At 71.8% G+C, this 20001-nt stretch carries 16 protein-coding genes and 1 pseudogene; 9 read left to right on the top strand and 8 right to left on the bottom strand.

The genetic code is table 11. The features are described 5' to 3' along the window. Window positions 1-88: 88 nt before the first annotated feature. Window positions 89-553 (top strand): annotated as a pseudogene (locus tag ACFYM2_RS34615) (SAM-dependent methyltransferase); the annotation flags it as partial. A gap of 10 nt (window positions 554-563) precedes the next feature. Here ACFYM2_RS34615 and ACFYM2_RS34610 read toward each other — a convergent pair. The 5 genes from ACFYM2_RS34610 to ACFYM2_RS34590 all read right to left on the bottom strand — a co-directional run bounded on the left by ACFYM2_RS34610 (window position 564) and on the right by ACFYM2_RS34590 (window position 5409). Continuing rightward, window positions 564-1436 carry a tyrosinase family protein gene (locus ACFYM2_RS34610; protein ID WP_388841843.1) on the bottom strand — a complete coding sequence of 291 codons (873 nt, stop codon included), beginning with the start codon at window positions 1434-1436 and terminating at the stop codon, window positions 564-566. A gap of 52 nt (window positions 1437-1488) precedes the next feature. Then, entirely contained in the window at window positions 1489-1878 is a 390-nt protein-coding gene (locus ACFYM2_RS34605; protein WP_358995985.1) for a tyrosinase cofactor, read from the bottom strand. Between the two features lie 457 nt (window positions 1879-2335). Further along, window positions 2336-3427 carry a phosphatidylinositol-specific phospholipase C domain-containing protein gene (locus ACFYM2_RS34600; protein ID WP_388841840.1) on the bottom strand — a complete coding sequence of 364 codons (1092 nt, stop codon included), beginning with the start codon at window positions 3425-3427 and terminating at the stop codon, window positions 2336-2338. Window positions 3428-3561: 134 nt separating this feature from the next. Beyond that, window positions 3562-4008, bottom strand: coding sequence for a subtilase-type protease inhibitor (locus ACFYM2_RS34595; protein ID WP_358995991.1), 447 nt, complete (start codon window positions 4006-4008; stop codon window positions 3562-3564). A 270-nt stretch (window positions 4009-4278) separates the two neighbouring features. After that, window positions 4279-5409: a D-alanyl-D-alanine carboxypeptidase family protein gene (locus ACFYM2_RS34590; RefSeq protein WP_388841837.1), complete on the bottom strand. Its 1131-nt coding sequence runs from the start codon at window positions 5407-5409 to the stop codon at window positions 4279-4281. A gap of 263 nt (window positions 5410-5672) precedes the next feature. Here ACFYM2_RS34590 and ACFYM2_RS34585 point away from each other — a divergent pair, with 263 nt between their 5' ends. The 4 genes from ACFYM2_RS34585 (at window position 5673) to ACFYM2_RS34570 (ending at window position 8922) form a co-directional block, all read left to right on the top strand. Beyond that, window positions 5673-6926 (top strand): carbohydrate-binding protein, encoded by a 1254-nt coding sequence (locus ACFYM2_RS34585; RefSeq protein WP_358995996.1) that lies wholly within the window; start codon window positions 5673-5675, stop codon window positions 6924-6926. 156 nt (window positions 6927-7082) lie between these two features. Continuing rightward, complete coding sequence (locus ACFYM2_RS34580; RefSeq protein WP_358995999.1) at window positions 7083-7676, top strand: LPXTG cell wall anchor domain-containing protein; 594 nt, start codon at window positions 7083-7085, stop codon at window positions 7674-7676. A 65-nt stretch (window positions 7677-7741) separates the two neighbouring features. Further along, window positions 7742-8401, top strand: coding sequence for an RNA polymerase sigma factor (locus tag ACFYM2_RS34575; RefSeq protein WP_388841833.1), 660 nt, complete (start codon window positions 7742-7744; stop codon window positions 8399-8401). Further along, on the top strand, window positions 8398-8922 hold the full coding sequence (locus ACFYM2_RS34570; protein ID WP_388459613.1) for a hypothetical protein: 525 nt from the start codon (window positions 8398-8400) through the stop codon (window positions 8920-8922). Before ACFYM2_RS34575 ends, ACFYM2_RS34570 begins: the two co-directional genes overlap by 4 nt. 164 nt (window positions 8923-9086) lie before the next feature. Here ACFYM2_RS34570 and lepB read toward each other — a convergent pair whose 3' ends face one another. Both lepB and ACFYM2_RS34560 read right to left on the bottom strand, forming a co-directional pair. Beyond that, window positions 9087-9953, bottom strand: a complete 867-nt coding sequence (gene lepB, locus ACFYM2_RS34565; RefSeq protein ID WP_388841830.1) for a signal peptidase I — start codon at window positions 9951-9953, stop codon at window positions 9087-9089. A gap of 204 nt (window positions 9954-10157) precedes the next feature. After that, window positions 10158-11264, bottom strand: a complete 1107-nt coding sequence (locus tag ACFYM2_RS34560) for an alpha/beta hydrolase-fold protein (RefSeq protein WP_358996011.1) — start codon at window positions 11262-11264, stop codon at window positions 10158-10160. A 1322-nt stretch (window positions 11265-12586) separates the two neighbouring features. Here ACFYM2_RS34560 and ACFYM2_RS34555 point away from each other — a divergent pair. Further along, window positions 12587-14284: a ricin-type beta-trefoil lectin domain protein gene (locus tag ACFYM2_RS34555; RefSeq protein WP_388841827.1), complete on the top strand. Its 1698-nt coding sequence runs from the start codon at window positions 12587-12589 to the stop codon at window positions 14282-14284. Between the two features lie 8 nt (window positions 14285-14292). On the opposite strand, the gene ACFYM2_RS34550 is transcribed toward ACFYM2_RS34555, so the two are convergent. Beyond that, window positions 14293-14889 carry a Type-2Aa cytolytic delta-endotoxin gene (locus tag ACFYM2_RS34550; protein ID WP_388841824.1) on the bottom strand — a complete coding sequence of 199 codons (597 nt, stop codon included), beginning with the start codon at window positions 14887-14889 and terminating at the stop codon, window positions 14293-14295. A gap of 282 nt (window positions 14890-15171) precedes the next feature. On the opposite strand from ACFYM2_RS34550, the gene ACFYM2_RS34545 reads away from it, so the two are divergent. From ACFYM2_RS34545 to ACFYM2_RS34535, 3 genes are all read left to right on the top strand, one after another. Next, window positions 15172-16659 carry an aldehyde dehydrogenase family protein gene (locus ACFYM2_RS34545; RefSeq protein WP_388841821.1) on the top strand — a complete coding sequence of 496 codons (1488 nt, stop codon included), beginning with the start codon at window positions 15172-15174 and terminating at the stop codon, window positions 16657-16659. Between the two features lie 87 nt (window positions 16660-16746). Next, on the top strand, window positions 16747-18297 hold the full coding sequence (locus ACFYM2_RS34540) for an APC family permease (RefSeq protein WP_388459608.1): 1551 nt from the start codon (window positions 16747-16749) through the stop codon (window positions 18295-18297). Continuing rightward, on the top strand, window positions 18269-19861 hold the full coding sequence (locus ACFYM2_RS34535; protein WP_388841818.1) for a GMC family oxidoreductase: 1593 nt from the start codon (window positions 18269-18271) through the stop codon (window positions 19859-19861). The genes ACFYM2_RS34540 and ACFYM2_RS34535 overlap by 29 nt, the downstream gene beginning before the upstream one ends. Window positions 19862-20001: the final 140 nt, after the last annotated feature.

The following is a 20001-nucleotide window of genomic DNA, read 5'->3' as shown; positions in this document are numbered from 1 at the left end:
ATAGCTCCGCTATCGAGACGCTCCGGCGCCTTGCGATGCACCGCACCAGACGCCGCGCCCTGACCGACCCTGATCCACCAGACACCCCCTAGTCCTGGTCCACGTCACCGACCGCTCCCGCGCCCTCGCCACCATGGCCGGGGCGCTGCGCCCCGGCGGCGTCCTGCTGATCGAGGACGCCGACCCCGCGCTCCAGCCCCTGCTCTGCCTCGACGAGTACGGCCCCGAACAAGAACGAGCCAACCGGCTGCGCCGAGGCTTTCGCGCCCTGCTCGCCGAACGCGGCGCCGACCTCTCCTACGGGCGTAAACTTCCGCGCCTGCTGAGGGAGTTGGGCCTTGAGGAAGTCGAGGCCGACGCCTATTTCCCGGTCACCTCACCGGCCGGCGCCGTCCTCGAAGCCGCGACCGTACGCCAGGTCAGGGACCAGCTCGTCGCCCGCGACCTCGCCGACGACGAGGACATCGAGCGCCATCTGGCGAGCGTCGCCGCCGGCCGCCTGGACCTGGCGACGTCGCCGATGATCTCGGCCTGGGGCCGCCGCCCGGCCTGACGGGCAGAGCCTAGGCGGCGGTGTCCGTGCCGTCAGCGCCGTCAGCGCCGTCAGCGCCGGCAGCGCCGTCATAGGTGTAGTACCGCGTGTGGTCGAGCAGGTCCGCCGGGCTCACGTCGTTCCAGGGCCGCATCGTGTCGTGCAGGTCCACCACATGGGCGGTGCCCGCCGCCGGCAGATAGGGCGAGCCGGGATGCAGGGTCTGCCACCGCGCCCAGAGCCGGTCCACGAAGGCGTGGTGCAGCCAGAACACCGGGTCGTTGGGCGAGGCGCCGGTCGCCATCTGGCCGCCCACCCAGACATGGACGCGGTTGTGCGGATTGACCCCGCGCCAGCCCTCCAGATGGTTGCGGAAACCGTCCGACGCGCTGTTCCACGGCGCCATGTCGTACGTCGTCATGGCGAGCACACCCTCGACCTCGGCCCGGGTCGGCAGCTGGGCGACGGACGCGCCGAGCGCCCGGCGCAGATAAGCACGGCCGTCCACCCGGACGTTGATGGTCCAGTTGCCCGTGCCGTGCGCGAACGGCCCGTCCATCACCTGCCCGTCCCTGCTGCGCCCGGTGCCGCCGAGGAAGTCGGCCGCCCACAGCGAGGAGGCCGGGGTGCGGTCGACCGTCCAGTCCCAGTACGGCAGGGTGACGGAGGCGTCCACGCTCTGGAGCGCCTGCTCGAACTCGATGAGGAATCTGCGGTGCCAGGGCAGGAACGACGGCGAGCGGTGGCCGACCCGGTCGCCGGTGTCGGTGTCGCTCATGATGAAGGAGTTGTGGGTGCGGACGAAGGCGTCGTACCTTCCGTCGCGCTTGAGCTGAAGCAGCGCGTCGACGAGGCGGCGCTTCTCCGCGGCGGTGAGGTCCGCCTGGTTCTTGCGAACGGCCATGGCTGAGCTCCTGGTGGGGCTGTGGTGCGGACGGGACGTTGCGGGACGCGGATCAGCCGAGCGGAACGAGGTCGGCACCCTGGAGCTCCACCACGGCGGCGCGGGCGAGCGCGCGCGGAGTCGGGGAGGTCTGGTAGTGGTTCACGACGCTGATCCAGGTGCCGTCGGCGTTGCGCATCACATGCAGGTCCCGGCCGTCTATGCGTACCGCGTAGCCGCCGCCGTGGTGCGCCTGCCCGGCGCCGGGCACGCCTTGGATGCGCCGCCCCTGGAAGACCTCGTCGAAGGCCTCGGGCAGGTCCTCGGCGGGGCCGGCGTGCTGGCGGTCGTCCGTGACGACGGCGTGCGCGGTGCCCGCGAGGGCCAGGCCGGCGAGGGCGCCCGTGGTGACGCCGATGGCGTGGCGGCGGGTGGGCCGACACGCGGCGGAGGGCTGTGACATCGCAATCCCCTTTGATTCACGGTGAGTTGGCGGGCGGTCGGTGCCGGGCCCTGCCGGTGGCCGGGCGCGATCGCCCAGGAAGCCGTGACCGGTCCGGCCACGGCCGTGCCGGCCGGCGGGCCCGTACGGCTCCATGCCTATCGGCTGCGGCCACGGCCGGGGAAGCGGCGATCAAGGGGTTGGGCGCAATGCGGACATGTCCCGATTCGAAGTGCGATGTTCAACAACGGGGATCTTGTCGACACCGCGTCATCAAGGGCCCCGATGTGGAGATTTCCTCTGGAATATGCCAACGCCGTGTAAATCTTATGGTTCTGGCGGGCGGGGTGTGGCTGCCCTCACGGGCGGAAGGCGACCGGAAACGCGCGCCGGGCTTTGGCCAGTGGCCTGAACCCCGGGTGAAAAAAAGAGGCGTTCACCGGCAGGGATGCCGGTGAACGCCTCAGGGTGCTACAGGTCAGCCCACCCCGCGCGGCAGGGCCAGCGACTGGACCTGGGGGAGGGCGGTCCAGTCGTTGGAGGCGACGCTGGCGTGGGCGGCGGCGAGCTTGGCCACCCGGGCGCGCGCGTCCTCGGGGGAGGGGTTCTTGTCGTCCAGGGCCGGCGCCACGTTCTGCGCGTCGGTCATGATGACGAAGTAGTGGTGGGCGTCGTACCAGGCGGTGTCGATGCCGCCGCTCAGATAGGCCGACGCGTCACCGTCGAAGACGACGAACCACGGCCGGATCGAGGTCTCCGCGTAGCGTGAACGGGGGTCGCCCGCCTGGGCGTTGTGGACCGAGGGGAAGACCTGCGCCTGCCCCACGCGGCCCGCCGCCGCCAGGTCGCGCAAGTGGCGCGCGTACTCGACGTCCGTCCACAGCCGGTCGGTGGGGTTGCCCTCCTCGACCGTGCCCGGGATCACTTCGAGCATCACCTTGCCCGCGAGCTGGTCGCGGGTGGGCCAGTTGCCGGCGGCCGCGGCCTCGTCGAGGGTGGCGTACTGCCCGCCGCCGGGCTTGGCGAGCAGATCCGCCGGGCGGAAGACGGCGGAGCCCAGATGGGCGCTGATGGTCTGGTCGAGCTGGGCGGGGCCGAGGCCGAAGGTGGACTGGAAGCCCGCCTTCATCTCCAGCTTGATGACGAGCGGCGGATGCCCGGGGTGTGCCCCCAGCCAGACCCGTACGTCGTCGAGGCAGCTCTCCAGGTCCTTGTTGGCGCCGCCGGAGTAGAGCTGGGCGGGGGTGGTGGCGTTCACGCAATTGTTGCTGTTGCCCAGCGGGTTGGAGTGGCTGACCTTCCACTCCTTGGTGACGAAGTCGTCCCACACATCGAGCTCGATCATCGAGGTACCGGTGTCGAGGGCCTGTGCCAGATAGGGGAACGCGGCCGGATCGTAGGTGTTGTGCAGGCCGGAGACGGTGGCCCCGGACAGCGGCAGCGACTGCGTTCCCGCCGCACTGGCGCCGGAGCCCGCACCCGCCGTGGCGAGGGCGAGGCAGGCACCGAGCGCGCTGAACAGGGCTGTCCGCAGCCGGGGTGCGAAACGTCTGGGCCGGGGGTCCGACACGGGTCCTCCTAGGTGAGGGTGGCATTCCATCAGGACAGTGGCATCGCCGGGTGAATAGGCGAAGACATGTCAAGTAACACGAGAGGGAACGCGGTTGTCACCCCCCGGGGTCCGGCCCGGTCGAGTGGAGCAGGTTAGAAGTTGAAGACGGCCTCCGAACCGGCGTCCTTCATGCACGAGTTGCCGTACGTGTGCACATGGCTGACGCGCCGGCCGTTCCACACACCGTCGGCCCGCACGGTGACCGGGTTCCACAGCTGCGTACACAGGTGGGGGGCGCCCGGCGCGGCGAGAGCGGCGAAGTCGCCGTTGGCGCGCTTGAGTTCGGCGCACGCCTCGGCGGGCGTGGGGTGGGTGCCGGAGGGGGTCGGGGCGCAGGTGAGGGTGACCGCGCGCTGGACCGCGCTCGCCTGGTCGCCGGTGCCGGGCTCGATCGTGAGCACGAGGGCGGACGGCGCGTACAGGCTCATCGGCTGCTGGGCGGCGGCCGGTGCCGCGGCCGCGGAGCCGAGGCCGGTGCCGGCCAGTCCATTGGCCAGCAGAGCGACGGCGACGGCACTGACTGCTGCGATCTTCCGCATTTCGAACACTCCTGGGGTTGGTTTCCGAAGAACGAACAGGAGTCTGTACCGAGGTGCGGGGTCCCGCGTACCGCGCCAACCACATTCGGTCACCTGAAGTCACGCAACGGAGCCGCATCCATGCAGGGCGCCGGGCAGGCGCCCAGGTCGGCGACTCGGGCAAGGTCGGCCAAAAGAAAGACGTATTGGCGAAGGTTGCGTCGATTTCAAGGCAGTGGATGACTTTATTCTGGGAATCTTAGGCTGAATTGAGGGTGGTCAGAGCGCGGCTCACCGCTTGGGGCGTCCCGCGCGGGTGCGCTCCGAGCGTCGGCGGGCCAGGACCACGAGCGTGGCGGTCACGGCCAGGCCGCCGGCCACGGATCCCGCCACCGGCCAGGACGACTCCTGCTCGCTCGTGACCCCGGCCGGTTCGACGGCCACCGCCTGGGCGGTGCGCGTCTCCTGCGGCCGGTGGGCCGCCCTGGTGGGACGTACGGGTTCGAGCGATCCCACCGCGTCGACGTGGTCCCACGCCCCGAACCCCCAGTCCAGCAGGGTCCTGGCCTCCTCGTACACCTCGAACCCGCCGCCGGACTGCGGGTTCATGACGGTCACCAGGAGGGTGCGCTCACCCTGCCTCGCCGCCGCGATCAGAGTGTTGCCCGCGTTGCTGGTGAAGCCGTTCTTGATGCCGATGATTCCCGGGTAGCGGGCCACCCCGTCGCTGCCCGAGAGCAGGCGGTTGGTGTTCATGATTCCGTACGAACCGCCCCCGCCGGGGAACTGCGCCGAGGGGGTCGAGCAGTACTCGGCGAAGTCCGTGCGGGCCAGACCCGCACGGCCGAACACGGCGAGGTCGAAGGCCGAGGAGACCTGCCCCGGGGTGTCGTACCCGTCGGGCGAGACGACCTCGGTGTCCAGGGCGCCGAGCCTGCGGGCCTCGGCCTGCATCTGCGCCGCCGTCTGCTCCCAGCCGCCGTTGAGCGAGGCGAGCACGTGCACGGCGTCGTTGCCCGAGCTCAAAAACACGCCGCGCCACAGATCGGAGACCTGGTAGGTGTGCCCGGCCTCGACACCCACCAGGCTGCTGCCCGGGCCGATGCCGGCCAGGTCCTGCTCGGAGACCGTATGCCGGTCGTCCGCGCGCAGGTGGGGGAGCGCGGTGACCGCGAACAGGGTCTTGAGCGTGCTGGCGGGCGGCAGCCTGCGGTGCGCGTCGCGGGCCGCGAGGATCTTGCCGGTGCGGGCGTCGGCGACCACGAACGAGAGCGCGGACAGCCCGGCCGGAAGGGCGGGGGCGCCGGCACGCGGACGCACGTGCTCGCCCGCCGGTACCGGCAGGGGCGCGGAGGCGGAGCTGTCCTGCGTCGGAGCCAGGCAGCACAGACCGATGGCGGCAGTGGCAGTGAGCGCTGCCATGGAACGGAATCCGGACCTGATGACCATTCAGCCACCGTAAGAACAGAACGGACATCACGCAGGTCGGCTTGTGCCGTCCGGCCTACACGCCGCCATCCGTGGGCGTGGCTGATTCCGTGCCCCGCTGCCGCCGTCCCGGTCCCGCGCGTTCACGCGGCCGGCTCCGTTCGTTCAAGGAATAGCAATGGTCTAGTCCAAGTCGTTGACGTGTTCCGGCCACCGGCCAATTCTGGGGTCCCTCCCACACCTCCAGGAGACCTCGTATGAAGCCTCTTCGTGCGCTCCTCTGCGGCGCCGCGAGCGCCGCGCTGGCGGCGGCCGGTCTCGCCTCCTTCGTCGCGGGCCAGGCGTCGGGCGCGACGGTGGACGCGGCCGGGCTCGGCGCCCGCTGGTACGCCGCCGCCCCCTATCTGATGCCCCTTGACAACGACCCGCCCGACGCGCCCGCCATCATGGACGCCACCGGCCTCAAGGCCTTCCAGCTGGCCTTCGTCCTGGCACCTGACGGAGGCGGTTGCAGCCCCACCTGGGGCGGCACGGCCCCCGTCTCCTCCGACACCGCCGTCGCCGGCGTCATCTCCGCGATCCGCGCCAAGGGCGGCGACGTGTCGGTATCGGCCGGTGGCTACGGCGGCACCAAGCTCGGCCAGAACTGCTCGGACGCGGCCGCCACCGCCGCCGCCTACCAGCAGGTCATCACCAAGTACGGCCTGAAGGCGATCGACTTCGACCTCGAAGAGCCCGAGTACGAGAACACCGCCGCCATCTCCCACGAGATCGGCGCCGCCAAGATCCTCCAGCAGAACAACCCCGGTCTCTACGTGTCGGTGACCACCGCCGGCACCGCCGACGGCACCGGCTGGTTCGGCAAGCAGATGCTGAACGAGGCCAAGTCGCAGGGCTTCGTGCCCGACAACTTCTCGATCATGCCGTTCGACGGCGGGTTCAGCGGCGCCTCCGCCCAGACCAGCGCGCTGACCGGCTTCAACTCCATACTCCAGTCGACGTTCGGCTGGGACGCGGCGACCGCGTACGCCCATGAGGGCTTCTCCGGGATGAACGGGCGCAGCGACTCCGGCGAGTTCTTCTCGCAGGCCGACTTCCAGAGCGTGCTCGACTACGCGACCAGCCACAACATGGCCCGCTTCACCTTCTGGTCCCTCAACCGGGACCGGCAGTGCACCCCGCCCGACAACAACGGCAGGACGTCCGGGACGTGCAGCAGCGTTCCGCAGGCGGCCTGGGACTTCGCCAAGTACGCGGTGAGGTTCGCGGGCGCCACCCCGCCCACCTCGCCGTCTTCGCCGTCGCCGTCCTCGCCTTCCTCCCCGCCGCCCTCGTCGCCCGGCGGTGGCGGCACCTGCGTGGCGGCGGCCTGGGCCCCGGGTGCCATCTACACCCAGGGCAACGAGGTCTCCCACAACGGCCACACGTACAAGGCCAAGTGGTGGACGCGCGACGAGGAGCCCGGGACCACGGGGGAGTGGGGGGTCTGGCAGGACGAGGGCGCCTGCTGAAACCCCCTCGCCATGGCTCCGGCCCGCGCGCCGCGTCGCGCCGGCCGGAGCCGTACGCGTACCCGGGTCCTTCGGGCGGCCGGCGAGCGGGGCGAAAGTTTTTCGAGTACGGCGGCAACCCCCGTGTCCGCCGCGCGTCGTCAGGGGTGAAGGCGCATGTGGCGCCGCCCCCTCGACACCGTGGAGAACCACAACGTGACCGTCCCCCAGCACAGTCCCGCCAAGACCGACCCCCGCCGCCCGCGCCGCCTGGCCGGCGCCGCGGCCGCGACCGGCCTGCTCCTCGCCCTCGCCGCCCCCGCGCTCGCCGGGCCCGCCCACGCCGAAGGACCCGGTGTCGAGGCGAGGAGCGTCGCGCCGGCCCCGGTGGCCCAGCACCGTGACGCCGACGCGTCGTCGCCGGTCAAGCGGGCGGGTGAGAGCAAGGTGGCCGCCGCGCGGCCGAGCCCTGCGGCCACCGAGCCGCCCACCGCGCCGCAGCCCAAGCGGCCTCAGGGCGTCGAGCCGTCCGTCGCGCCGCAGCCCAAGCAGCCCCAGGGTGTCGAGCCCACGGCGGCGCCGGCCGGTGGCGGCGCCGAGCCGAGCGCGGCGCCGAGCGCGCCGGCGGCCGCTCCCGCGCCCGCCGATCAGAAGGAGCTGGCCCATACTGGTTCGTCCACGGCCACGACGGTGATGGGCGTCGGCGCCGGTGCGCTGATCCTCGTGGGTCTCGGCACCGTCTACGCCGTCCGGCGGCGGCACGCGAACTGAGGCACGCCACGGCCCCGTCCCCGCGCGAGCGGGGCGGGGCACTGCCCGCGCACCCGAGGAACGTGATGGAGTACACCGCCGCACCGCGCCCGGCCCCCCTCTTCCCGCGCCTGTCCCCACCCCGGTGGCGCGGGCTGCTGCGCCGCAGCCGTACCGACCCGCGCGCGCGGCCGTTCACGCCACGCGGGGTGGGCCACGGCCCGGGTGGATTCGTCACGGACGACGCCCCCGACGCGGGCCGGCCGACCATCAGTGAGCTCTACCACGGGCACCGCCTCGCGATGGTGCGTCTCGCCATCCTGCTGGTGGACGACCTGGCGAGCGCCGAGGACGTCGTGCAGGACGCGTTCACCGCGCTCTACCGACGTCACGGCGAGCGGATCGAGGAGATCGACAACGCCCTCGCCTATCTGCGGACCGCCGTCGTCAACGCCTCGCGCTCCTTGCTGCGCCGCCGTCGCACCGCGCGCGGCTACACCCCTCCCCACGAACCGCACGCGCCTTCCGCCGAGGAACGCGTGGTTCTCGACGAGGAGCACCGCGAAGTGACCGCCGCGCTCGGCCAGTTGACGGCTCGGCGGCGCGAAGTGCTCGTCCTGCGGTACTGGAGCGATCTCACGGAGGCGGAGATCGCGGCCACCCTCGGCATCAGCAGGGGCTCGGTGAAGTCCCTCGCGAGCCGGGGCATCGACGCGCTGGAGAAGATCCTGGAGGCACGGACATGAGCGGCCGCTGGAGCGAACCCGAGCACGCGGGGCGCCCGGTCGAGCGGCGGCTGCGCGCCGCGCTCGCCGCCCGCGCGGAGAACATCACCGGCGCCGATCTGCGTCCCGCGCGGCCGCCGGGCCGGCAGTCGCGCCGTACGCGGCCGGCCCGGCTGTGGCCGCGCCGTCTCGCGCTGCCGCTCGCGGGGCTCGCCACGGCCGCCGCCGTGGCTGTGGGCCATGCCGTGTTCACCCCCGGCCCCGAGGAGCGGCGCCCGTTGCCCGCGCATTCGCCGGGCCCGGTCGAGCCCCCGCCCACGCGCGGGCCCTCGGTGGCGCCCAGCCCCAAGCCGTCACCGCCGCCCAGCAGCGCCCCGTCCCCGGAGCCGCCGTCAGTGGACCGCTCGCCGTCCTCGCCGTCTACGCCCCGGGGGCCCGGCGCCCTGCTCCCGTCACCGCCGGCGACAGCGGAGAAACAGGGCCACTCGCGCGGCCCCGTACCCCAGCGGGTCACGCCGCCGCCACGGGCCCCGGCGCCCTGAGGGGCCGCCGCCGACGCCCCCCACCGCCCTTGTCATCGGGTGCGGCTCGGAGGGGCGCGACCGGCGTGACGCGGGTCGGCGTCACGCGGGCCGGCATCACGCGGGCTGGCGTCAGACGTCACCCGGGCATCGGACGTCACCCGGGCATCGGACGTCGGCGGGCGTCAGACGTCACCGTTCGCGGCGGCGGGCGTCGCGGTCAGGGCGTGCCGGCGGCGCCACAGCACCAGCGGGGCCGCCCCGGCGACGGAGAGCGCGCCCGGTGCGAGGGCCGCGGCCGTGTTGATGCCGGCCTGGTCGAAGGTGTCGGGAACCGGCAGCGTCGCCCAGCGGGTGACGGGCCAGCCGATCACGAAGGCGCGGCCCACGGCCTTGTCGACCGGGACGAGCCCGTGGTTCTTGTCCTGCTGGTGATAGCGGGAGTCCGCCGAGTTCTGCCGGTGGTCGCCCATCACCCACATCTTGCCCTTGGGCACGGTCACCTTGAACTGGCCGCCCCCCTGGTCGGCGCTGCACGGCGTGTTCCCGGCATAGACGTACGGTTCGACGAGCGGCTTCCCGTTGACCGTGAGGGGTCCGGTGCCCTTGCACTCCACCGTGTCCCCGGCTACCCCGATGACCCGCTTGATCAGATCGTGTTCGTCGGCCGACGGCAGGATGCCGATGAACGACAGGGCTTTTTGGACCACGTTCTGGGGCGAAGTCGGCTCGTCCTGAAGCCAGTTGTCGGGATCGTGGAAGACGACGACCTCGCCGCGCGCGGGTTCCGATCCGAACCAGGGAGTCAGTTTGTCGACCAGCACCCGGTCGCCGGGCTGGAGCGTGTTCTGCATCGACTCCGAGGGAATGGAGAACGCCTGCACAAGGAACGTCTTGATGAGGAGCGCGAGCACGAGCGCGACGCCGATGAGGATCGGCAGTTCCTTCCAGAAGGAGCGCTGCTTGGCACGCCGCCGGGGGGTGCCCGGCTCGTCCGGCTCCTCGCCGTCGGTCCCCGTACTCCCGCCGGCGCCGACCGCTGAATTCCCCACGCTGCTCCTCCGGTCCTTGGTGGTCGAATCCCCGGACGGCTCCGATCCACGACTGCCCAACGAACGGTAGTTCCCCGGGGCCCCCGATCGACGAGGGCCCCGGGGAGTGTCCGGCGATGTTTCCCGTGGCGGGGCGATCCGGCGGGCGCGGCCCCCGGTCCTGCGCGGCCCCCGGGTCGGTCGGTGGCGCGGCGGGCCGGGGGCTCAGGAGGAGGGGACGGGGCCCTGCATGTGCTCACTGATCCACTGGATGAGACCGCCGTCGGCCATGTTCGGCACATACGTCTTGGCGTTGTGCCCGCCGCCCTGTATGACGCTGAGCTTGGTCTTCACCGGGCCCTTGGTGTACTTGGCGATGAACTCCTCGATCTTCGGCTTGGCCTGCGCGTCGGAGCCCACGGTGCCGACCTGGAAGGCGAGGTAGACGTCGGGACTCTTGGCGGCGATCAGCTTCTGGGCGAGGAGGTTGGGATTGTTGTCCGCCTTCTCCTTGTCGTGCCCGGCCCACAGGCGGGAGTCGGGCACGATGTCGGGGCCCGAGGCGATGACCGCCTTGAACTGGCCGGGCTTTTGCAGCACGCTCTTGAGGCCCGCGAAGCCGCCGGTGGAGGAGCCCATGAAGGCCCAGCCGTCGCGGGAGTTGACGGTGCGGAAATTGGCCTTGATGAGGTCGGGGACGTCCTCGGTGAGCCAGGTGCCCATCTTCGGCTGGCCCGGGATGTCACTGGCGTCCCAGTACAGGCCGCCGGTGTCCGGGTGCGGATTGAGGACCGGCATCGCGAGGATGAAGGGCAGGCTCTTGCCCTCCTTGGACCACTGGGAGACGCTGGCCTCCAGCTTGAGGTCCGTACCCATCCAGTAGTTGGTCGGGTAGCCGGCGCCGCCGGGCAGCGCGACCATCACGGGGAAGCCGCTGTTGGCGTACTTCGGGTCCTTGTACTCCGGCGGGACCCAGACCCACACCTTGCCCGTGAAGCCGGACTTCTTGCCCTCCAGGGTCGTCACGGCGATCTTGGTGCCGTTCTCGGGCACCGTGCCGGCCACCGTGAACTTGGCCTCGGGCCCGGTCGGCATGAGCACCTTGGAGTTGGCCTTGCCTCCACCGCCACCCGGCTTGTCACCACCGGCCCCGCCGTCCTGACCAAAACTGATCGCGTCCCCCTTGTCGGAGAACACGTCGAAATAGTTCAGGACGGGCCACGCGATCAGACCGAGCGCGGTGACGGCGACCACGCCGAGTATCCAGCGCTTGGCGCGACGGGCCCGGCGGTGGCCCCGAGACTGATAGGCCCCTTGGCGGGGGTGGGTCATTGCGATCGCTCCGGGTGGTTCTGTGGCCCAAGGGCATTGCCTGTTCGTTCCATCAGGGCTGATGGGCACGGAGGGCCAAAGGGTTCCGGATTCGTCATACAAATCTTGTGCAAGTGTTCGATCCGACGAGGACGGCCCGGTGGCCCGGTTCCTGAGGGATCTCCTACCCGGACAGCGGGCACCCTGCGGCTCGCGCGGCCGTGGCAACTGTCACAGCGCACCGCCGCCGGGCGGGGGAACCCTGATCCGCTGCGGAAGGCAGCCCATCCTCCGGCGTGGGAGGTGTCACGGCGCATAGCCGCCGGACGGCGGGACCCTCGATCGGGCGCGGCGCCGAAGGGCAGCGCGTCCTCCCGCGTGGCGGGTCTCACGGGCGCATCGCCGCTGGACGGCGGGACCCTCGATCGGGCGCGGCGCCCCAGGGCAGCCCGTCCTCGCGCGTGGCGGGTGTCACGGCGCACCGCCGCTGGGCGGCGGGGACCCTCGATTGGGCGCGGCGCCGGAGGGCAGCGCGCCCCCCGCGTGGGAGGTGTCACAGCGCACCGCCGCCGGGCGGCGGGGACCCTCGATTGGGCGCGGCGCCGAAGGGCGGCCCGTCCTCGCGTGTGGCGAGTCTCACGGGCGCATCGCCGCCGGGCGGCGGGACCCTCGATCGGGCGCGGCGCCGAAGGGGAGCGCGTCCGCCCGCGTGGCGGGTGTCACGGCGCATCGCCGCCGGGGGGCGGGACTTTCGATCGGGCGCGGCGCCCCAGGGCAGCCCGTCCGCCCGCGTGGCGGCTGTCACAGCGCACCGCCGCCGGGCGGCGGGACCCTCGATCCGGTGCGTGGCCGAAGCACGGACCGTCCCCCCTCGGCGCTTCGCCCGCCCACGCCGCGAGGTCCCACCCGACCGGGTCCCCGGCGTCGTCCGCGCGCGCCGCCGCACCCGGCGAACTGGAATGCGCCAATCGCGCGCGGCCCGGGCCGGTCGTCCGCGAAGCGGGAATCGCGGCACCTCGCGGCGCCAGGCTCACACCCCAACTCGGCGTCTGGGTGGGCGAGTTGGCGCCGCCCCGCGTCCGGCCTGCACGGGGCCGCACGGTGCGGGCCACCCCGGCCGGCCGGCCCGTGCGCGGACACGCCTCGGCAATGCCGGGCTCGGCCCGGGGCGCGGCGGATGCTTGTTTCCGCTCGCTCGATGGGAGCCATTGACAACAACGAGCGTCAGTACTGCACTGGCGGGTGCCCTCCGGCAGGCTCGTGCCGGCGGGATCGGCACCTTCCCCTGCCCTCCTCACGCATGGCGCCCGGGCTCCGCCGGCCGGGCCAGGAAGGAATCTGTCGTGCCGTCACTTCCCACCCGCCGCAGGAGAATCGCGGCCCTGCTCGCCGCGGCCCTCGCCGTCCCGCTGAGCGCGGCCGGGGCGTACGCCTCGACGGCGCCGGCGCCCTCCGCGCCCCGTGGCGCACCCCTGGCCGCCGCCCCGCCCATGGGCTGGAACAACTGGGCCCATTACATGTGCGACATCAGCGAAGCGACCGTCGTGCGCAACGCCGACGCCCTGGTCTCCTCGGGCCTCGCCGCCAAGGGCTACACCACCGTGACGGTGGACGACTGCTGGATGGCCAAGAGCCGCGACGCCGCGGGCGACCTCGTCGCCGACCCGGAACGCTTCCCGCACGGCATGGCCTGGCTCGGCTCCTACCTGCACTCGCGCGGCCTGAAGTTCGGCATCTACGAGGACGCCGGCTCCGCCACCTGCGAGGGCTACCCCGGCAGCGGCCGCCCCCAGGGAGGCGGCGGCGACCACTTCGCCGAGGACACCGCCACCTTCGCCTCCTGGGGCGTGGACTACCTCAAGCTCGACGGCTGCAACATGTACGTGGCTCCGGGCCAGACCAAGGAGGAGGCCTACCGCCAGGCGTACGACAGCGAGGCCGCCGCCATCGCGGACTCCGGGCGTGACATCGTCTTCTCCGAATCGGCGCCCGCCTACTTCCAGCCGAACGGCGAATGGGGCAGCCCCGACTGGTTCTCCGTGCTCTCCTGGGTCGGCAAGGACGGCCAGCTCTGGCGCGAGGGCACCGACATCGCCGTCTACAATTCCGCCCATCCCGGCACCAGCCGCTGGGCGAGCGTGCTGCACAACTACGGCTACAACCGCTGGATCGGCCGCTACGCCGGGCCGGGCAACTGGAACGACCCCGACTTCCTGCTCGCCGGCGATCCCGGTCTGAGCGCCGACGAATCGCGCAGCCAGGTGGCGCTCTGGGCGATGATGGCCGCCCCGCTGATCCTCTCCTCCGACGTGGCCTCCCTCACCCCGGCCGGGCTCTCGGCCCTCGGCAACAGGGCCCTCATCGCCATCGACCAGGACAGCCTCGGGCGGCAGGCGGGAATGGTGTCCACCGACGGCACGACCGACGTGCTGGCGCGCCCGCTCGCGGGCGGCGACCGGGCCGTGGCCGTGCTCAACCGCTCCTCGTCGGCGCGGACCGTGTCCACCCCCCTCGCCTCGGTCGGCCTGCCCGGCTGCCGGGTGAGCGCCAAGGACCTGTGGAGCGGCGCCCGTTCGACCACCTCGTCCGCGCTGAGCGCGACCATTCCCGCGCACGGCACCGCGATCTGGCGGCTCACCCCGGGCAGCGGCTGCGCCGCCGTACCCACCGGGCAGCTCACCGGCAACGGCGCCAACTGCGCGGCCGTGGCGACAGGCGGCACCGCCAACGGCACCCCGGTGATCCTCTCCACCTGCTCGGGCGGCGCCGACCAGCGCTGGACCCTGGCCCACGACTCGACCGTGCGGGCCCTCGGCAAGTGCCTGACGGCGAGCGGCGGCGCGGGCGGCGCGGCCATTGTGTCGGACTGCGCGGGCGGCGCGGCCCAGCGCTGGACGGCCGACCCGGACGGCGCGCTGGTCAACGCGGGATCGGGGCTCTGCCTCGATGTGTACGGAGGAGGCACGGCTCCGGGCACCAAACTGGACACCTGGGCGTGCGGGGCGCGGCAGGCCAACCAGACCTGGGCCCTGCCCGTGTGAGAGCCGTGTCAGGCGAGGGGGCCGGGCTTCTGCCGGACGCTGACCGCGTCGACACGCAGGGTGACCGCGGCCGTGTCCTCGGCGCTCAGCGACAGGAGCGTCGCCCGGTCGGCGGCCACGGTCACCTCCACGTGGAACGCCACGAGGCAGAGGTCGCCCGCGGTCTCCTCGTCCTCAAGCGCGAAGAGCAGATCGCGGAAGTAGCGGGTGCCCTCGGCGCTCTCCCGGAAGCCGAGGTGGGGTGCTCCCTCCTGTTCGCCCAGGCCGAGGAAGACCTGGGCGAGCGCGGCGTCCGTACGCTCCCAGAAGGCGGGGTTGGCGAACGGCTCGACCAGGGCCTGACGCACGGCCTGCTTCAGCGTGAGCACCATGACCTGGACCGGCGCGGTCTCCTGGAGGCCGAAGCCCGGGATGATTTTGACGAGGGTGCTGTCGGGCAGGGCTCGGGCGGCCGCGCGCACGGCGGCGAAGTCGAAGTCGCCGCCCGCGGGGGCGATCGTCTCCTGGAGCGCGGCCTCGGCGGCCCGCAGCCGGTCGAGCGCGTCCGGGCCGACTTCGGCGACCGTCCGGAAGACGGCCCTCGCGCTGGTGCTCCGGTCAACCATGGCTGCTCCCCTGGAGGCTGGACGTGATCAATTGCCGACGCGCAGTATGCCCAAGCGGCCGGGAAGCGGCGGACCGGTCTCACATTCCGTGCGCCATCCGCCTCGCGGGAGGGGGCGCACGGGGGTCGCGTAACCGTAAGTAATCAAGCCTGCGCCTCTGACCTGCGAAGAACACGGAAAGTGACGCCCGTCACGTCCGGTGATTTTTTCGGCATGTTCCCCGCACGGCCGGGCAGGGGCGCAGGTGGCCCTGTCCCAGCACCGCATCGGAGGATCCGAACCATGCCCGAGCTCTACATCGACGGCCAGTGGAGAGCCGCCGTCGACGGGCGGACCCGTGAGATCCGGTGTCCGGCCGACAACGCCCTGGTCGCCACGGTCGACGAGGCCGGCCCCAAGGACACCGAGCACGCCATCGCCGCGGCCCGAGCCGCCTTCGACCACGGACCGTGGCCGAGGACGGCCCCGGCCGAGCGCGGTGCGCTGCTCCTGCGCGTGGCCGACCTGCTGGTGCGCGACAAGGAGATCCTGGCACGCGCCGAATCCCTCGACACCGGCAAGCGCGTCGTCGAGTCCCGTTACGACATGGACGACATCGCGGGGTGCTTCCGCTACTTCGCCACGCTCGTCACCTCCGAGGGCGCGGGCCGTGTCGTCGACACCGGCAACCCGGTCGTCGACAGCCGCGTCGTGCGGGAGCCGGTCGGGGTCTGCGGGCTCATCACGCCGTGGAACTACCCGCTGCTCCAGACCGCCTGGAAGGTGGCCCCGGCGATCGGCGCCGGCAACACCTTCGTCCTCAAGCCCAGCGAGCTGACCCCGCACACGGCCATCCACCTCATGAAGCTCCTGGCCGAGGCGGGCCTCCCGGCGGGCGTGGCCAACCTGGTGCTCGGCGCGGGCGCCGAAGCCGGCGCGCCGCTGGCCGAGCACCCCGACGTGGACCTCGTCTCCTTCACCGGCGGCCTGGTGACCGGCCGTCGCATCATGGCGGCCGCGGCGCCCACCGTGAAGAAGACCGCGCTCGAACTCGGCGGCAAGAACCCCAACGTCGTCTTCGCCGACGTCGCGGCGAGCGAGGCGAGCTTCGACGCCGCCGTGGACAACGCGCTCACCGCGGTGTTCCTGCACTCCGGTCAGGTCTGCTCGGCCGGCACCCGGCTCCTGGTCGAGGACGCGCTGCACGACCGCTTCGTGGACGAACTCGTGCGCCGCGCGGGCCGCATCCGCCTCGGGGGCCCCTTCGACGAACGGGCCGAGACGGGACCGCTGATCTCCGCCCCCCACCGCGACAAGGTCGAGGCGTACGTCGCCGCCGGCATCGCCGAGGGCGCCGTGCTGCGCTGCGGCGGCGAGCGCCCCAACTCCCCTGATCTGGAGGCTGGTTACTACTACCCGCCGACCATTTTGGACGAGTGCCGCAGCGACATGAGCGTCGTACGCGACGAGTCCTTCGGGCCGGTCCTGACCGTCGAGCGCTTCACGTCCGAGGACGAGGCCGTGCGCCTGGCCAACGACACGGTCTACGGCCTGGCCGGCGCGGTGTGGAGCACCGACGAGGCGAAGGCGCACCGCGTCGCGGCGGGGCTGCGGCTCGGCACCGTATGGATCAACGACTTCCACCCCTACGTCCCCCAGGCCGAATGGGGCGGTTACAAGCAGTCCGGGACGGGACGCGAACTCGGTCCCGCGGGCCTGGCCGAGTACCAGGAGACCAAGCACATCTGGCGCAACACGGCCCCCGCGCCCCAGGGGTGGTTCGAGAGCTGAGCCGCTGAACCCGGCCGGCCGTCCACGCGGACGGCCGGCCACCGCATCCGTGCCCCTCCTGCATCCCTGCCTACTTGGAGCCTGGTCATGAGCATGACGAAGGATGACGACGATCTCCGGGAGTTCGGTTACAGACCCGAACTCAAACGCACGCTCGGCAACTTCCACACCTTCGCCGCCGGCATCAGCTACATCTCGATCCTCACCGGCACCTTCCAGCTGTTCTACTTCGGCTTCGGCTTCGGCGGCCCCGCCTACTGGTGGTCCTGGCCCCTGGTCTTCGTCGGCCAGCTGATGGTCGCCCTGTGCTTCGCGGAACTCGCCGCCAAGTACCCGGTGGCCGGCTCGGTCTACAACTGGGCCAAGAAGCTCGGCGGCCCGCACGTCGGCTGGCTGGCCGGCTGGATGATGCTGATCGCCTCCATCGTCTCCATCGCGGCGGTCGCGCTCGCCTACCAGGCGACCCTGCCGCAGATCTCCAAGGTCTTCCAGATCGTCGGCGACGGCACCGGCACCTATGACGTGGCCACCAACGCCGTCATCCTCGCCGCCGTCCTGATCCTCTTCACCACCCTGGTGAACGCCTTCGGCGTCAAGCTGATGGCCCGCATCAACACCGCCGGTGTCTTCCTCGAACTCGTCGCCACCGTCGTCCTGATCGTCCTGTTCGCCGTCCACGTCGTACGCGGCCCCTCCGTCGTCCTCGACACCCACGGCCACGGCGGCAGTGGCAGCTTCGGCTACATGGGGGCCTTCCTCACCGCGGCGCTTGCCTCCGCCTATGTGATGTACGGCTTCGACACGGCCGCCTCACTCGGCGAGGAGTCCGTCGACCCCTCCCGCAACGCGCCCCGTGCCATCCTGCGCGCCCTGCTCGCCTCGTTCGTGCTGGGGGGCCTGATCCTGATCCTCGCCCTGATGAGCGTCAGCAGCCTCGACGGCAAGGGCATCACCAGCGACGGCCTCCAGTACGTGGTGCTCGACGTGCTCGGCGACACCGGCGGAAAGCTCATGCTCTGGTGCGTCCTGATCGCGGTCACCGTCTGCGCGCTCGCCGTGCACACCGCCGCCATCCGCCTCGCCTTCGCGATGTCGCGGGACAACAACCTGCCCGCCGCGTCCCTGATGGCCAAGGTCAGCCCGCGCTTCCAGACGCCCGTGCTGCCCGCTGTCGTGATCGGCGTACTGGCCCTGGTGATCCTGCTCGTGAACATCCGTCAGCCGCAGATCTTCTCGGTCGTCACCAGCATCGGCATCATCATGATCTACGTGGCCTACCTCCTGGTCACCCTGCCGATGCTGATCGCCCGCCTGCGCGGCAAGTGGACCCCGGCCGGCGACGGCAAGTTCTCGCTCGGCCGCTGGGGCCTGCCGGTGAACATCCTCGGCGTGCTGTGGGGCGGCGCGATGACCCTCAACCTGGCCTGGCCCCGCGCCGAGGTCTACAACGCCACCGCGCCCTACCACTGGTACCTGCGCTGGGGCGCCTTCCTCTTCGTCGGAGCCGTCCTGCTCGGCGGCTTCGCCTACTACTGGTTCGTCCAGCGCCACAAGACCGGCGTCCTCGCGAGCCACGCCGCATCGGAAAACGAAAGTGAGTCGCAGCCCCATGCCGACACAGCCCACACAGCGCACTGAATCCCCCACCCCCACCGAGGAGTTCGACTACGTCGTGGTCGGCGGCGGCACGGCGGGCAACGTGGTCGCGGCCCGGCTCAGCGAGGACCCCTCGGTGACGGTGTGCGTCCTTGAGGCCGGCCCCTCGGACGTCGGTGACGACAACGTCCTGAAGCTGGACCGCTGGATGGGCCTGCTCGAATCCGGCTACGACTGGGACTACCCCGTCGAACCGCAGACCCACGGCAACAGCTTCATGCGCCACGCCCGCGCCAAGGTCCTCGGCGGTTGCTCATCGCACAACTCCTGCATCGCCTTCTGGGCCCCGGCCGAAGACCTCAACGCCTGGGAGGCGGCGGGCTGTTCGGGCTGGGGAGCGGCCGACATCTTCCCGCTCTACCAGCGCCTGGAGACCAACGACGCCCCCGGCGACCACCACGGGCGCAGCGGGCCGGTGAAGATACGCGACGTCAAGTCCTCGGACCCGTGCGGCGCCGCACTCCTTGAGGCATGTGCCCAACAGGGCATCCCCACTACGCGGTTCAACGACGGCAAGACCGTGGTGCGGGGCGCCAACTGGTTCCAGATCAACTCCGACGAGAACAACATCCGTCAGTCCTCCTCGGTGGCCTACCTCCACCCCGTGATGGACAAGCGGCCCAACCTCGTCGTACGCACCGGGGTCCGCGCCAAGAAGCTCCTCATCGACGCGGACCGCCGCTGCACGGGCGCCGAGTACCTGGACCCCGACCTCATCCACACCCGCACGGTCACCGCCCGCCGCGAGGTCATCGTGTCCTGCGGCTCGATCGACACCCCCAAGCTGCTCATGCTGTCCGGCATCGGACCGGCGGCCCATCTGCGCGAGGTGGGCGTGGACGTCCTGGTGGACGCGCCCGGCGTGGGGGAGAACCTTCAGGACCACCCCGAGGGCGTCATCATGTGGGAGGCCAAGCAGCCCATGACGACGGCCTCCACCCAGTGGTGGGAGATCGGCATCTTCGCCGACACCGAACCGGGCCTGGAACGACCGGACTTGATGTTCCACTACGGCCAGGTGCCGTTCGACATGAACACCGCCCGTTACGGCTACCCGACCACCGAGAACGCGTTCTGCCTCACCCCCAACGTGACGCAGGCCAAGTCGCGCGGCACGGTGCGCCTGCGCACCCGCGACTACCGCGACAAGCCCATGGTCGACCCGCGCTACTTCACGCACGAGCACGACGAGCGCGTCATGACGTACGGCCTGAAGCTGGCCCGCCGGATCGCGGCCCAGCCCGCCCTGAGCGGCTGGGCGGGCGCCGAGCTCGCCCCGGGCCCCGACGTCCGCACCGACGACGAACTCCTCGACTACATCCGCAAGACCCACAACACCGTCTACCACCCCGCTTGCACGGTGAAGATGGGCGCCGACGACGACGCGATGGCGCCGGTCGACGCGCGCCTTCGGGTCAAGGGCATCGAGGGCTTGCGGGTGTGCGACGGCTCGGTCATGCCGGACCTCGTCACCGTCAACCCGTGCATCACCACGATGGCGATCGGCGAGAAGTGCGCCGACCTGCTGAAGGCCGACGCGCGCTGACCCACCCCGGCCCGCCCCGGGCCCCTCGCGGGGGGCCGGGGCCAGTGGGCTAGGGGGTGTCTGGTGGATCAGGGTCGGTCAGGGCGCGGCGTCTGGTGCGGTGCATCGCAAGGCGCCGGAGCGTCTCGATAGCGGAGCTA

This window comes from Streptomyces sp. NPDC006711, from assembly GCF_042869775.1.
GTDB lineage: Bacteria > Actinomycetota > Actinomycetes > Streptomycetales > Streptomycetaceae > Streptomyces.
This window is presented reverse-complemented; position numbering and strand designations above follow the sequence as displayed.